The sequence below is a fragment of the Sporosarcina sp. P2 genome (assembly GCF_002743255.1).
Classification (GTDB): Bacteria; Bacillota; Bacilli; order Bacillales_A; family Planococcaceae; genus Sporosarcina.
The window spans coordinates 14,163-29,237 of sequence record NZ_PDYY01000004.1 but is presented as its reverse complement, the minus strand read 5'-3'; the positions used below and the strand labels follow the sequence as shown (position 1 = coordinate 29,237).

Annotated in this window: 15 protein-coding genes; 5 read left to right on the top strand and 10 right to left on the bottom strand. The window is 41.7% G+C overall.

What is annotated here, in order from left to right; all coding sequences use genetic code 11:
• Positions 1 to 71: 71 nt before the first annotated feature.
• Positions 72 to 257 carry a hypothetical protein gene (locus tag CSV67_RS05595; RefSeq protein ID WP_099630625.1) on the top strand — a complete coding sequence of 62 codons (186 nt, stop codon included), beginning with the start codon at positions 72 to 74 and terminating at the stop codon, positions 255 to 257.
• 42 nt (positions 258 to 299) lie between these two features.
• On the opposite strand, the gene CSV67_RS05590 is transcribed toward CSV67_RS05595, so the two are convergent.
• Positions 300 to 401 (bottom strand): YjcZ family sporulation protein, encoded by a 102-nt coding sequence (locus tag CSV67_RS05590; RefSeq protein ID WP_099630624.1) that lies wholly within the window; start codon positions 399 to 401, stop codon positions 300 to 302.
• Positions 402 to 560: 159 nt separating this feature from the next.
• On the opposite strand from CSV67_RS05590, the gene CSV67_RS05585 reads away from it, so the two are divergent.
• On the top strand, positions 561 to 1,517 hold the full coding sequence (locus CSV67_RS05585; RefSeq protein WP_099630623.1) for a peptidylprolyl isomerase: 957 nt from the start codon (positions 561 to 563) through the stop codon (positions 1,515 to 1,517).
• Between the two features lie 203 nt (positions 1,518 to 1,720).
• Here CSV67_RS05585 and yhaM read toward each other — a convergent pair whose 3' ends face one another.
• The 5 genes from yhaM to CSV67_RS05560 form a co-directional block, all read right to left on the bottom strand.
• On the bottom strand, positions 1,721 to 2,659 hold the full coding sequence (yhaM, locus tag CSV67_RS05580; RefSeq protein ID WP_099630622.1) for a 3'-5' exoribonuclease YhaM: 939 nt from the start codon (positions 2,657 to 2,659) through the stop codon (positions 1,721 to 1,723).
• Positions 2,659 to 5,511 (bottom strand): ATP-binding protein, encoded by a 2,853-nt coding sequence (locus CSV67_RS05575; protein ID WP_099630621.1) that lies wholly within the window; start codon positions 5,509 to 5,511, stop codon positions 2,659 to 2,661. Before CSV67_RS05575 ends, yhaM begins: the two co-directional genes overlap by 1 nt.
• A 1-nt stretch (position 5,512) precedes the next feature.
• Positions 5,513 to 6,715, bottom strand: a complete 1,203-nt coding sequence (locus CSV67_RS05570; RefSeq protein ID WP_099630620.1) for a metallophosphoesterase family protein — start codon at positions 6,713 to 6,715, stop codon at positions 5,513 to 5,515.
• Positions 6,716 to 6,967: 252 nt separating this feature from the next.
• The gene (locus CSV67_RS05565) at positions 6,968 to 8,227 is read right to left on the bottom strand and encodes an ABC transporter permease (protein WP_099630619.1); all 1,260 of its coding nucleotides are present in this window, start codon (positions 8,225 to 8,227) and stop codon (positions 6,968 to 6,970) included.
• Positions 8,220 to 9,119: an ABC transporter ATP-binding protein gene (locus CSV67_RS05560; RefSeq protein WP_099630618.1), complete on the bottom strand. Its 900-nt coding sequence runs from the start codon at positions 9,117 to 9,119 to the stop codon at positions 8,220 to 8,222. Before CSV67_RS05560 ends, CSV67_RS05565 begins: the two co-directional genes overlap by 8 nt.
• A gap of 185 nt (positions 9,120 to 9,304) precedes the next feature.
• Between CSV67_RS05560 and CSV67_RS05555 the strand changes: the two genes are divergently transcribed.
• Both CSV67_RS05555 and mgsA read left to right on the top strand, forming a co-directional pair.
• Positions 9,305 to 9,490 (top strand): YhzD family protein, encoded by a 186-nt coding sequence (locus CSV67_RS05555; RefSeq protein ID WP_029054126.1) that lies wholly within the window; start codon positions 9,305 to 9,307, stop codon positions 9,488 to 9,490.
• 172 nt (positions 9,491 to 9,662) lie between these two features.
• Positions 9,663 to 10,067 carry a methylglyoxal synthase gene (gene mgsA / locus CSV67_RS05550; RefSeq protein ID WP_199173138.1) on the top strand — a complete coding sequence of 135 codons (405 nt, stop codon included), beginning with the start codon at positions 9,663 to 9,665 and terminating at the stop codon, positions 10,065 to 10,067.
• 64 nt (positions 10,068 to 10,131) lie between these two features.
• Here mgsA and CSV67_RS05545 read toward each other — a convergent pair whose 3' ends face one another.
• From CSV67_RS05545 to CSV67_RS05530, 4 genes are all read right to left on the bottom strand, one after another.
• On the bottom strand, positions 10,132 to 10,929 hold the full coding sequence (locus CSV67_RS05545) for an enoyl-CoA hydratase (protein ID WP_099630616.1): 798 nt from the start codon (positions 10,927 to 10,929) through the stop codon (positions 10,132 to 10,134).
• 102 nt (positions 10,930 to 11,031) lie between these two features.
• On the bottom strand, positions 11,032 to 12,540 hold the full coding sequence (locus tag CSV67_RS05540; RefSeq protein WP_099630615.1) for a coproporphyrinogen III oxidase: 1,509 nt from the start codon (positions 12,538 to 12,540) through the stop codon (positions 11,032 to 11,034).
• 61 nt (positions 12,541 to 12,601) lie between these two features.
• A complete protein-coding gene (locus CSV67_RS05535) occupies positions 12,602 to 12,952 on the bottom strand; it encodes a YlbF/YmcA family competence regulator (protein WP_099630614.1) in 351 nt (116 codons plus the stop codon).
• Positions 12,953 to 12,963: 11 nt separating this feature from the next.
• Positions 12,964 to 14,085, bottom strand: coding sequence for a DUF445 domain-containing protein (locus CSV67_RS05530; RefSeq protein ID WP_199173145.1), 1,122 nt, complete (start codon positions 14,083 to 14,085; stop codon positions 12,964 to 12,966).
• Positions 14,086 to 14,294: 209 nt separating this feature from the next.
• Here CSV67_RS05530 and CSV67_RS05525 point away from each other — a divergent pair, with 209 nt between their 5' ends.
• The gene (locus tag CSV67_RS05525) at positions 14,295 to 15,074 is read left to right on the top strand and encodes a helical backbone metal receptor (RefSeq protein WP_099630612.1); all 780 of its coding nucleotides are present in this window, start codon (positions 14,295 to 14,297) and stop codon (positions 15,072 to 15,074) included.
• Position 15,075: the final 1 nt, after the last annotated feature.

Here is a 15,075-nt window from a genome sequence, read left to right as displayed (position 1 = left end):
ACAGCGTAGTTTTTTCCTTTTGATCACAAATTCTGCTATGATAGTAAAGAAGCAGAAAGAGGAGGTCTATAATGGTTATTGCGATTACCATTCTATTTTCATTGTTCTACTTATATCAAATTAATAAAATGACATTTGCTCTTTGCCAATCTAGAGAGATTCCAGAAGATAAGCAGCCAAAAATTTATCGAACTGTAAACATTCTGATCACGATCCTCATTTTATCCTTATATGTAGAAGTATTCTTTAGTGCCTGACACTATGTATGCCCGCCCCCATTGCTGGAGGCAGGGCATTTTTTAATAACAGAATGCTGCACCGACGATGATCAACAAAATGAACAACACAACAATTAAAGCAAAGCAAGATGAACCTGATCCGCCCTGTGAGTAACCGCTCATGAAGGCACCCCCTTTCACATTGTATCCTATGCGAAAGTAGAAAAAACCGGTTGGGCTGTTTCAGATGAATGGAACCTTTTTGTTTTTCATACGTTATATGATATAGTGTTTACTTGAAGAATAATCAGAATCTATACTTAGATTAAGGGAGTTAATTACATGAAAAAGAAGATGTTAGCATTTACACTTGCAGCTTCGGTTGCAGCTTTATCCGCTTGTTCTGGCGGGGATGAAAAAGTTATGACGTCCAAAGCAGGAGATGTAACGAAAGATGAATTTTATCAAGAAATGAAAACATCTGTTGGTGAACAAGCTCTACAAATGATCATCTTAGAAAAGGTTCTGGATGACAAGTATAATGTAGACGATAAGCAAGTAGACGCAGAATTTGAAAAAAACAAAGAACAACTTGGTGAAAACTTCGAAGCTTTCTTAGCTCAACAAGGTCAAACACCTGAGAGCTTCAAGAAAATGATTCGTTTGAATAAATTGCAAGAAGCTGCATTGACTGACGGCATTGAAGTTTCTGACGAAGAGTTAAACAAGCGTCTCGAAGAATCTCAATCAGAAATCAACGCTCGTCACATATTAGTTGAAGATGAAAAGACAGCAAAAGAAGTAAAAGAAAAGTTGGATAAGGGAGAAGACTTTGCAAAAGTAGCAAAAGAATACTCCACTGACCCAGGCTCTAAAGATGAAGGTGGAGATCTTGACTGGTTCGCTTACGGTGTAATGGTTCCTGAATTCTGGAACGCTGCATATGACTTAGAGCCAGGTAAAATCAGTGAGCCTGTTCAATCAGATAACGGCTTCCATATCATCGAAGTAAAAGAAAAGCGCAAAACTGATGATAAAAAGATTACGGATGAAAAGAAAGACGAAATCCGTCATGAACTATTGATGGAAAAGGCTGATGAAAACGAGCTATTGAGTAAAGTTGCAAAGCTAGTGAAAGCAGCAGATGTAAAAATTAAAGATGAAGATTTAAAATCTGCACTTGATTTGTTCAAGATGGAAGAGCAACCGGCTGAAGAAGGTACTCCAACTGACGAAAAAGCACCTGCAGAAGATGCTCCAGCTGACGATGCTGAAGTGGAAGTTAAAGAAGGTAAGTAATATATGAAAAAGGTCTGCCTTGGAAGTTATAACTTCCACTGGCAGACCTTTTTTGTGTTTTTATAATCGTAATGTTTGCCTGTTTTCTTTTTATTACAATGATAAGTAAAAACTCAGTATCTTCATGAATCGTTCTTCTTGTAAAACCACAACTTAACAAAATTTATTATTTTGCAACGGGTCGTGCCCCGTTCCATAGTAGTTTATTCAAAAGTAGGCTTGTAGAACGAACGGTTATCTAGCGGGAATACGCGCTCGGAGAACTCGCCTGGCGTAGTCTTTGACATTACGCGGTTCAGCATATTCATCTTCGCATCGATATTATCGATATAATGGAGTATCTCCGCCTCTTTCAACATCGGGCGCTTTGGACTGCCCCACTCCTCTTTACCGTGGTGAGACAACACCATATGCTGAAGCAACATCACTTCTTCACCATCGATCTCCAGCTCTTCTGCTGCCTTGGAAATTTCATTGACCATGATCGTAATATGACCTAGCAAGTTCCCTTCAATCGTATACTGCGTGCCGACTGGACCTGACAACTCGATGACCTTTCCGATGTCATGCAAAATAATTCCTGCATACAGCAAGTCTTTGTTCAACGTCGGATACAATTCCGCAATCGCCTTGCCAAGTTTCAGCATCGAAACTACATGATCTAGCAAGCCGGATACGTAGTCATGATGATTTCTCGTAGCTGCTGGATATAACACGAAGTCCTGCTGATGCTTCTTCAGTAAATGACGGGTAACACGCTGAATTTGTGGATTTTTCATTTCAAAGAAATATTGCATCAATTCGTCTAGCAATACTTCCTTACTCTTTTCAGCAGACGGTACTAAATCTGCAATTGTCACGCCTTCATCTTCTTTTACAGGACGGATTGCTTTAAGACGAAGTTGGTTTTTCCCGCGGTATTCATGGATTTCTCCACCTACTTTTACGATGGTCGCTCCCTGATACATCTGGGCTTGCTCTTCACCCGCATCCCAAAGTTTAGCTTCAAGGTCCCCGCTTTTATCTTGCAGAATCAACGTCATGAACGGACTCCCCTGCTGTGTGACACCTTTTGTTGCCTGCTTAATCAATAAATACATGTCGATCGTTTCACCGACTTGATAGTCAAGTAGTTTTTTCATCAGTAAATCTCCCCTTTTACTTTTCGTCCAATCTCAATTGTATGAGGTTCACTTGGCCATTTCAATTTCATTTCTTGATGGCAAGTAAAGTACAGAAATTGATGTGATGGCTGTAACTCCGTAAGTATTTCTATCATACGCGAAAGTCGCTCATTATCAAAGTGAACAAATGGGTCATCCATAATGATTGGGAACGGTGCACGCTCTGATAATTCATAGGCTAACGCTAGTCGTAAAGAAAGATAAGCTTGCTCTTTTGTAGCTTGACTGAGCTCATTGATCATGAACGTTTGTCCTTCGGCAGTGACTGCCTCAAAATAACCTTCTGCCGTTAAACCAATCGTCGCATACCGATCCCCTGTTAAATAGCTGAACCATTTATTTGCTTGAATGAGTACGGCTGGTAATTGATGTTCTTTCCACTCACTCATCGTCTGTCGAATCGACTCACGGACAGCTTTACGGATTACCCATTGCTCTGTCATTTCTTCCAACTCGGCTTTTCGCACTTCAACTAACTGCTGAAGTTCACTGTACGACTGACTGGTACCCATTTGTGAGATTTCATGCCCTACTTTGACTTGCTCATCTACAAGCGCTTCTACTTCTTGTCGTATTATTTGAAGGCGGTTCGTCGTCTCGCTGCGTTGTCGTTCTAGTTCCAGTATAGTCCACTCTTTTACCAATGGTTCCTTATTGTATAAGGAAAGCTGGGCTTCTACTTCTTTTAGCTGTCGTTTCAGCAATTGTGCATCTTGGTCTTGCTGATACGCTGTATAAAATTGCTCTTTTTCTGATACGCCAACGATCGTAAACAATTGTAAAATTTCCGCTGTTGTCGTTTCCAACAGCTCATTTGTTTCTAGTAATTGCTCTTTGATTTCAAGTACTGTTTTTTGCTTGCTTAACTGCTTTTCTTGCAAGCTATTCTGATGAAGTAGTTCTTGGCGAATTCTTTCAAATAAACCTTCTTCCGCGACAGGTCCGAGCACTTTTTCCACTTCTTTAATTAGCGACTGTACGTGTTGCGTCGCGGTTAGTAAACGTAGCCGCCATGTTTTCTGATCTATTTCCGCATCCTGGAACTCGCGCAGTAGGCGGAAGCTTTCCTGAATATTGAATGTCAAATCGAATGGTTCATCTTGCAACAGGTCTTGCCATTTCTTCACCGCTTTTTGTTTCTGATCATAAAGTTGTTCCATTTCTTCCGCATATTTCTGTAATTTGTAATCTAGTCTTTCAATCTCTGCTGCCACTTGCCGTTGGTCACGCTGTTGCAGCTCATCACGCTCAGCCAGTCTTTCGAGTTCCGCCACTAACGGTTCATTATCTCGAATGAACGATTGCTGATCTGATACAGAAGCGGGTCGTTGTTTCCATAACCAAGCACCGATCGCCACCATTACTATACCGAGGCACGTGAACAACCATTGCTGCTGCAAGACACTATATGCCCCAATCGCTAGGCCAATGAGCATAATAATTACTGGAACCATCTGATTCGATGCCTGCTTATCCGACGCAGATACAATGAATTTAGCTTCCGCGAGCTGATGTTGCAGTTCGGGCAAGGCCGTCAGTTTCTTTCGTTCAGATTCAGTCAATTGTATACGTTCAGTATGTTCTTTTCGTTGCTCTGATTCCTGCCGTTCACTTTCCGCTTCCGCGAGAAGACGTTGCAATGCTTTTAATTGCTGATCCAACTCTTTCTGTTCTTCGAGGATTGGTTCAAGCTGGCGTTCACGTTGGATGGAAACATCCATCTTCCCTATCGACAACTGCTGATCATGGGTTAATCCTAAACGATTACTGAGTTGCTGTAGTTTCTTTTCGAGCAAACGGATTTCTTGTTCAGCAGAAATTCGGTCCGTACGTAACCGATGCCACTCTGCTTCTTGTGTGACCCAGCGCTCTAACTGCTGCCTTTCACTAGTAGGCCGTAAATCGATCCACTCCGATTGCCATTCCGATTGTTCTTTCTCTAGACGCGTTTTCTTTAATTGCAATTCGGATTGTTTACTAGCCAGTTCCTCGTACCGTCGGATGCCTGCCGCTGGGAATGTATCTGTCAAGTGGGAAAGTTGTTCAAGTAATTGATTACGTTGTTGCTGTAGCGGAACAATTTGCATGGCAATTCGTTGTTCTTCAGACTGCTTATAAAGACGTTGCTCTTCCAAGCGTAAAGTCGCCACTTGCTCGTCGAGTTCTTGCTTGCGACTAGTAAGCGGTTCATACATCGATAGCTTCTGCTGCTCTTTTTGCATCGCTTGTTCAAGTTCACGTATTTCGGTCAGTTTTTTATTCATCTGTGGTATTTTCCCAGTCTTTTTGAAGAGGCTACCCATTTCTTTCTCCATCTTCTTTTCCACTTTCCAAAGTGTATCCAGGCCGGTCGTTCCGGATGCAAGTAATGTACGGCTTAAATCATTTTCATCCATCTTCTCGAGACCTTGTAATTGGAATAAGGAAAAAGAGAATATAGATTCAAATGCTTGTCGATCATAACCTCTCAATAACCTCTTTAGTTCGGCTTCCTCCATAATACGCCCATCTTCAAAACGGATTAAGACGTCACCTGAGGACTTACCGCGCACCCGCTCAATCATCCAATTACCATACTCTTGATCTTCTATATACAGACAGCCGCCATATTTACCACCTGTTTTCGGCTCATAGCGCAATTCCTGTTGATTCTTTTGAGGAAATCCAAATAAAATATGAAGGATGGCTTGCTGAATGGTCGTCTTCCCCGCTTCATTCGGTCCATACAAAAGATTCATACCGGGGCGCAGATTAATTTCTAGATTCTCATGCTGACCGAATCCATAAAGAAGTATTTTCTGGATTTTCATTTCAGCTCTCCTTCAACAGTTCATTCTTAAGCAATGCAGTTGCCTGCTGTTTCAACCGCTCAAAATCCACAGGCTTCAATGCCTCTAAATAACGACCGGCTTTATGACTGTATACTTCTTTCACCAAATCATGCCAGTCATTCGTTTCCCAAGAAGACATGGTTCTTTCCACCGGTTCCAGTAAAGAATTCGGAACTACTGAATCATGGATTGGTGGCCATTCAATTGCTGATATCCACACAAATGGTTCTATAGCTTCATACTGTTCTCGCAAAATGTCGAGCCATTGCCCTTCTACTCTAGCCAAGTCGTTTGTAAGGCCTTCCGTTTGTTCCATCACTAACTCCACGACGACACTACCGGCTTCAGCTGTCAGTTGATCTATCGCTTCCTGACAAGCAGAAACCCAGTCATCTGCGTATTCAATTCCTTCGCACGAAACAGTCAATGAAGTGTACATAATATCCGATGTGCCTACAAATTTCATGGATGTCTGAGTCGATGTCAACAGGACATCATAAAAACCTTTCTGTCCTGATTCATTGCGATGACGACCTTGAATATTGCCGGGATAGACGATCGGTGGTTCCTCTGATAATAGTTGGCGTTTATGAATATGCCCAAGCGCCCAGTATTGATAGTGCTTGTCTTGCAATTCACTGACTGTAAACGGTGCATAGACAGCGTGCTCTACATCTCCTGCCACACTTCCGTGTAATAGACCGATATGTATTCCGTCAGTAGCTTCCGGATAATCCCTAATCATTGGTTCTTTCACATGGCGCTGCGGATAACTGAAGCCGTGTAAGTATATTATATCGTCACGGATAGCCAATTGTTTTTGTTCCACTTGTTCAGAAAACACGTGGACATTTTCAGGCAATGAAACTCTAGTCCATCTGCCCGACAAGTTATCATGATTTCCGTATGATAGATAGACAGGGATATTCACTTTTTGAAGTTGTTGCATACCTTGCTGGAAACGGATTTGCGCACGCAAGCTACGGTCTTCACCGTCGTAAATATCGCCGACAATGACAATGAAATCCGGTCGCTCTTTGACTGCGTATGCTATAAATCGGTCGAATGCAGCGAATGTGGACTGCTGCAGTCTGGCTAGCTCGTCCGGACCTGCTGCGGCCATGCCTTTAAAGGGGCTGTCCAAGTGCAGGTCGGCTGTATGTAAAAAACGTATAGGTTCCATAGGTCGCACCTCTTCCACGAATACTCGTTCCTATTTTACCATATTTCATCTATTACTGGAAAGTGAACATCTATAAATGAGGTGACTTGAAGGCACCGTTGATCGACGTTCCAGGGGGACGCTTTCCGAGGTACAGCTTCCATCACATCGTACACACTAATTACCTAATTCTACCATTCACACTTTGATTTTGAACGTATCATCACGCAAAAAAGCCCCAAGAAGCACCGTGACTTCTTGGGACACTTAAACCTATTCCTTTCCAAGCTGAACAGCCTTCTTCAAATCTTTCAGCGAACGGGATGGCCCATACATCAAGACACCGCCACGGTACACCTTTGATCCGAACCAGCCGAGGATCAAGATGGTCACCACCATAATGCCTATCGAGAGCAAAGGCTCCCATAAAGGTAAGTCAAGCATGCCTACTCGTAGGAACATGACAAGGGGAGCGAAAAATGGGATGAACGACGCGATTTTCAAGTAGCCCAATTCTGGATTCCCAAGTCCAGTTGCTGCGATGATGAAGGCTGCAACAATCAGCAACGACATCGGCATAATCATTTGCTGTACATCTTCTGTACGGCTCACTAACGAACCAAGCAAGGCTGCGAGTGTAGCGTATAAGAAGTAGCCGAGCAAGAAGAATATCACGGCGTAAACAAGTGTACTTACTTCTAGGTTTTCTAAACTAAAGAATGCGGATAGCTCATTTTTCTCTCCTGTAGAAGAAAGTCTATATGCTAAAAATCCTGACACTGCATAGACGAGAATTTGCACAATCCCGAGTGAGCCGATTCCAAGTACTTTTGCGAACATATGCTTAACGGGTGATACACTCGAGATAAGAATTTCCATCACGCGTGAGGATTTTTCAGTTGCGACTTCGGTTGCAATCATCGATGAATAAATAATAACGGCAAAATAAATAACGAACATCAATACATACACCAAGATACGAGCTTGGTTTAGTTCTTCTTCTGATTTTGCTGTTTCTGAAATATTATGTTTCTCAAATTGAATGGGTGCAAACAACTCGGAAACTTGTTCAACAGATAGAGAAAGCCTTTCAGCTTTCACCTCGGTTTGAATGTTCTGTAATGCGTCTTGCAGAGCAGAAGGTAAAAATTGATCTACTAGACTGCTTGTAGTGTAATTCGCTTGAATCGTTTGATCCGCATCGAAACTTAATTCCATGAACGAGGCAATTTCTTCCGATTTTACTTGCTCTAACAGCTGATCTTTCGTGTCTTCTGTCAGCTCTAATGAAATTCCTTGCTCATTTTGCTGAAGATGTTCAAGCAGACGGTCAAATAACACTCCACTTTCATCAACAACCAGTACACGATCATCTTCTTCATTCCCCATCATTTTACCGACCTTTTCCATAATGCTCGGCAAATTCGCGAAAAGAAAAATCCCTGCTACCATAATAAGTGTCGTAATGAAAAATGATTTTGTTTTAGCTTTAGTTAAGAAGCTTTGTTTGAAAATAATCCAAAATTCACGCATGCTCATTCCCCACTTTCGCAATGAATATGTCTTGCAAAGATGGTTCTTCTATTTCAAACTGACGAATCGGTCCCTTTAGCAATGCCGCTTGCAACAACGTATGCGCCACTCGTTCATCCTCTACTTGAAAGACTGCACCTTCTAATGAGTGATGAGTTGTCGTTACGCCTTCGATGCTCTCTAGCTCCATTAAAGGAAAGTCTGCACGAATCCGGACATTTTGTTTGCCGAATGAACGTTTAACGTCACGCAAATTTCCACTGACTAATTGTTTGCCATGGTGAATAATACTGAGTTGCTCACATAACTCTTCCACATGATCCATGCGGTGGCTAGAGAATAGAATCGTTGCCCCGCTGTTACGGAAGTCTACGATTGCTTTTTTTAACATCTCTACGTTAACTGGATCAAGTCCCGAGAACGGTTCATCCAAGATAAGTAATTGGGGACTATGTAATAATGCAGCAATGACTTGTATCTTTTGCTGATTCCCCTTGGATAACTCTTCTACCTTTTTATTCGTATTTTGCGGTACTTCGAAACGATCCAACCAATGAAGTGCTGCACTTTTCGCTGCGGATTTTTTCATTCCGCGCAGCTGTCCAAGAAAGATTAACTGATCTAGCACTTTCATTTTTGGATAAAGACCTCGCTCTTCAGGCAAATAGCCAATTAGCGGACTCGTTTCATACGAAATCGTGCGGCCATTCCATGAAATATTTCCTTCTGTCGGGGTTAATAATCCCAAAATCATTCGAAATGTAGTGGTCTTCCCTGCACCGTTCGCTCCAAGGAATCCGTACATCGTCCCTTCTTCCACCGTCAATGACAGCTGATCCACTGCTGTGAAATCGCCAAATCGTTTAGTTACTCGTTCCAATTCCAAAGCCATACACATCATCTCCTTCAATACTCTCTATCTCGTTCTACGTTCCAAAAGACCATATGTTTCATAATTATAAATATTCCTCCACTACATTCTAACATGAAGTAACTTTTTGCACTCCTATTAAATGAATCATTATTCATTTCACACGATTCATAGTATACTAGGTAAAAGATGATGGAGGCGATATAATGAAAACCTACAAACTAACAGCGTACGAAAAAGATGGTTCATTAATTACAGAAGAGACTTTCACTGCGGAATCTGATGATGCAGCAAAAGAACAAGGTCATCAGCTGCTGACAGAAAAAGATTTGCTCGAGCGAACACATCGCCTAGCTTCCCCTCTTGGTAAACTATTATTATTCCATACATGAACAAATGACAAAATCTCCATTTTGAGGAGGTTTTGTTTTTTATACGATAATCCTGAACAGAGGGATATTGTATTGCGCACAGTTATAAATTTTTATACAAATAGCACAAGATTTTTTCAGAATTTTATGATACGCTATGTTCGTTAAGAAATCGTAGAAGGAAGTGACTCGTTTGAACATTGCTTTGATTGCGCATGATGAAAAAAAGGCTGAATTAGTCAATTTCACAATTGCTTATGAGCAGATTTTTGCTAAACATACTCTTTACGCAACGGGCACAACAGGATTACGCATCATGAAGGAAACCGATCTTTCTGTCACACGACTCATGTCAGGTCCACTTGGTGGGGATCAACAGATGGGTGCCATGATCGCGACGGGCGAGCTAGATTTAATTTTATTTTTCCGTGATCCGTTGACTGCACAGCCACATGAACCTGATGTGAGCGCCTTACTTCGATTATGTGACGTCTATGGTATACCTCTCGCTACGAATTTAGCTTCAGCGGAGTTACTATTGCGTGCTATAGAAAAAGGCTATTTCTCATGGAGAGAAACAGCCGCTAAGTATCAATAATTCTATAAAAATGATCATAGATATAAACGAGACGCGCAGTTTTCATAGCGCGTCTTCTTTCCATTTATTGGCCTGTGAAGCTCGGTTTTCTTTTTTCAATAAATGCCTGTACGCCTTCGCGATGATCAGTAGTTGAGCGCATAGCTACTTGTGCTTCGCCTTCAAGCTTCAAGATTTTCTCGAGTTCAGCGATGCCTGTTGCATGGAGTATTTTCTTTGTTGCGGCCATGGAAGCTGTTGGGGAGTGTAGGATAACTTGAGCACGTTGTTGTGCCGTATTCCACGCTTCTCCGTCTGCTACCGCTTCATCAACGAGTCCGATATGCATGGCACTTTTTCCATCCAGTACTTTCCCGGACCAAATGAGTTGTTTAGCTCTGGCTATACCTACGCGTTCCTTCAGGAAGAAGTGACCGCCACCATCTGGTACGAGTCCAATGCCGATAAAGTTCATTGCAATTTTACTTGATTCTTCTGCAATGACGACATCGCATGCGATTGCGATACTGCATCCAAGCCCAGCTGCTGCACCGTGTACAGATGCGATCGTGATTTGTGGCATGCTATACATAGATAATGCCAATCTGGATAAGTCGATCATAATATCTTCCATTTTCATCGGGCTACTCGGGTCAAGCATCGCCTTGACGTTGCCACCGGCGGAAAATGCTCGACCTGCTCCCCTGAACAGTACGACATGTACTGATGAATTGTCTTTTAGTTGATCTACGATATCTGCCAATTCTTTCATCATAACTCCATCCAACGCGTTCATTACTTCAGGTTGGTTAAAGGTTACTGTTGCTAATCTTCCTTCAATTTCCACTTTGATTTGTTTTGTCAAAATTACATCCTCCTCCATATGAATGGTTGTTCATTCATTATATTATACACAATTATCCGAGCATTTGCATAACTTTAACAAAAAAAATTCCCTCGATCAGTTACGACGAGGGAATCCGTATTATTTTATTGTTTCTGAAGACGGAAATAACTCTTCCAAATACGCTATTTTCTTATCTATGGCCTCTTCAAACCCTACTATATAGGCGCCAGGTTCTTTTGGGTTATGGAATTGCGTCAGCTTGCCAGTTGCCGGTTCCATGAACTTGCTTGAAGCTCCGCAACCTAAACCGATAATGGTCTGTGCTTCTTCCATGATCAATATGTTATAAAGACTTTCTTCACCTGGTTTGGAATAACCGACATTTTCAAGATTTCCTAAAATGTTTTTCTGGCGGTATAGATAGTAGGGTATATAGCCGTTATCGCGCGACCATTCTTCTCCGCGTGTCATCATTTTTCCTACAGTTTCCCGATCCGCCACTTGGTACTTGTCCTTATTCCGTGTCATTTCAGAAGCACGCTTGAACGACAATGTATGGATGGTCAAAGATTCCGGCTGCATCTTTTCTGTTTCAGCCAATGAGTGTTCGAATTCTTCAAGACCTTCATTCGGCAAACCGATGATTAAGTCCATATTAATATTGCGCATTCCTTGCTCTCGGGACAACCAATATTTATCGATTGTTTCCTGTACCGTGTGATGACGGCCGATTGCTTTCAATGTTTCATCCGTATAGGACTGTGGATTGACACTGATTCGATCTATGCCCCACTTCTTCAGTACTTCGAGTTTCGGTACCGTAATCGTATCAGGACGCCCGGCTTCCACCGTCACTTCACGAACATGTTCCATATAAGGGAATGAGTCCGTCATCGTTTGATAGAGTGCATCCATTTCATCTGCTTCAATAGACGTGGGTGTTCCGCCACCGAAATAAATTGTCGTAATACGAATATCACGCTCTTTTAACCATTTACCCATCGCGCGCATTTCTTCATGCAAGCCGTCTAGGAATGTTTCTACTCGTCCACTTTTTCGATGAATTGCATAGGCTGGGAACGTGCAATACGCACATTTTGTTGGACAAAACGGTATGCCAATATATATACTCACTTGTTCTTTCAATGAATACAAATCTGGCAATGCATTCAGTTGAACGTCTGCAATTTCTGCAATCAATTCACTTTTTCGTACGGATACCCTATGCCGTTGCTGAAGTAGCTGCTTTGCTTCCGCAACCGTATGGCCATCTTGACGATACATATGATACAACTTTGTAGGTCGGATTCCCGTTAGGATCCCCCACTCTTGATTCATTCCAGTTGCTTGTTCTAGCGCATCTAGCAATACGTGGGAATACATTCTTTTACGCTGACGTATTTGCCCGCGTTCTTCTATTTCCTTAACCTCTTCGGCAAAACGCGACGTATACTGCTTACCTTGCCATTGAATATCCACCGTTACACTTGGTGATTCTTCGTATTCCTCAGTAAACCGTAATTCAATTGCTGTATCATCTGTTTGTTCCGTAACTATTTTAGACTGTTCAAAAAATAAATTGGCCAAGTGTGTAAACATTCGTATCCAATCTTGGGGGAATTGTTGATTTACATGTAATTGTTGCATAATTTTCTCCTACTCTCCATCTGTTGAAAAAAACCGGCCAAGGCCGGTTTCGATATATCTATTAATTGAAGTCTTCATATAAATCTTGAATCGGTTTCAATACTACACGGTTTACTTCTTCAATCAATTCGCTAAGCTTCATTTCAGCAGTCAGCATAGCCAAGATTTTCGGGTTTTCTTGAGCAAGTTGCGCTGTTTTCTGTGCGTGCTCAAGCTCGTCTCCTTCAATCTCTTCACCAGCCATTTGTTTTTGTTGTAAATTCATTTGGATTTCGCGGAAGCTTTCGAACAATGCAAGAGCTTGTTCGTCACCTTTCACTTCGGCCATTGCTGTTTTCACCGCTACATACTCATCTGTTTTACGTAAAGTAGATTCCAATTTGTTCATATCATCATAAATGTTTACTGACATACTATCTCCTCCTACAATCCATTTAATATAAGTGCAATAACTCCTTGCACAATTCCTATGATACCACCCAGAAATGCGCCCAGAACCGTAATCATTTTAAACTCTCTGCGTGAAATGCCGAGAACTAGATCTTCTAGAACAGCCACAGGGAACGTGTCTACTTGCTCTTTCACCAGCTCATCAAGTTTTAGCTTTCTTAATGATTGTTCAAGGTGCGCTTCAGCCTGCGTGAATAAAAAGTTGACAATTTGTGGTGTTACATTGTTAGCCGTCCATGTGGATCCTTGTGGCCAATAATGTGACAAACTGTGATCGAGTCTTTCTTGTAGTGCCAATTGATCCAGTGCATACTTTCTCACTGAAGCAAACACACTATCAAAGTCGAATCCAGACGTCAACTGTTCCATTGGTTGTTGCTGAACATTTTGCCACTCTTTCGAAATCAGTTTATCTAATAATTCTTTTGTTCCAGGCGCTTCTATAAATCTCAATGCTTCCCGTTGAACCTTGCCGACAAGCGACTCCGATTCTCCAAAAAACATATTGAGCATGCCACCGAATGTTCCTTTTGAAGCCAAGAAATCATCGATCAACTTTTGGAATGTCTGTCTTCCTTCTGCTGAATCCACAAATTGACTTGCGCGAATTAGTACAAAGTCAGAGGCTAAAGGAATTCTTTCTTCGATTTGTTGTTGCCAACGAAGCGGCATAACTTCCTCCACGGTACCTGTTGTTACTTTAACTTTCATCTCATACAATTGTTGATCAATCAATGTGATCAACTTGTCTTCCACTTGTTCTGGAAGTTTGTCGGCACCCGCAAGCTTGAGCCAATCGTTCAAGGTCTTATCTGATTGCAAGATGTATTTATCCATTTGACTTTGGATAAATGTCTCTACACGCTTTTCCATTCCAGGAGTCAACATCTTTTTCCGGAATAGGTCAGGTGTCAGCAAATAATTTGTCACTGTTTTTCCAAGCTGAGTCGCCAATTCATTTCGGCGCTTCGGAATCAAGCCGGGTGTAAACGGCAAACGTGTTTTTCCAATGTATTTTGCCTCATGTGGCCTAAACAGCATCTTGATCGCCAGATGATTCGTTACTCCACCAATCAATGCGCCAATAAACGCCATGAACAAAATAGTTAGTACTATTTTCAATCGCTTCACCTTATTCCACTTGGTCTTCGTTCCAATTATAACAAAAACCAGCTGAATGAAAAGCAATTAGAGGCGGAGATTTCTGACTTTACATTTGATAGCAGTTCAGGTACGTTGCAAGTAGAGTATTACTTACCACAATCCTATGTTTTCACATACCATTAAAGGAGGCAATCATTTCATTGAAAAAAGAAATTATCGACCACTTAGGAAGAACCGTTGTGTATAATTTCCCACCCAAACGAATCGTCACATTATGTCCTGGTATTACAGAAACTTTATTCGGAATTGGACTTGGAAAAGAAATTGTTGGACGCACAAGGTATTGTATATATCCTGAACAGGTTAAGGACGTTCCCGCAGTCGCAGGAACGAAAGATTTGAAGTTGGAAAAAATACATGAAGTACAGCCCGATTTAATTATTATGGAAAAAGAAGAAAACACAAAAGAGATGGTCGAAATTCTTTCCGAGTTCTATCCGGTATATGTAGCGGAAGTGCAGACGATCGAACAAGCTTATAGAATGATTACAGATATGGGATCGTTGACTGATCATGAGCAACAATCAAAATCGCTTGTCGCGGAAATCAAGCAAGCATTCACGACGCTCCCCACACTTCCTGCTGCACGAGTTGCTTATGTCATTTGGCAAAAGCCGTATATGGTTGTCGGCAAAGACACCTATATCAACTCGTTATTACAAAAACTCGGTTTCATCACACCTTTCGCGGAATCATCTGACCGCTATCCAGCTGTAACGGAAGAACAATTAGAGAAAGCCGATCTGGACTTAGTCTTGCTATCCTCTGAACCCTATCCATTTAAGGAAAAACAACTAATTCAGTTCCAGGACATGTTACCTAATTCAAGGATCCAGCTAATTGATGGCGAAATGTTCTGGTATGGGGTTCGAATGCTTGATGGTGCCGATTATTTCAAAGACTTTTCTTTCGATGTTTGAT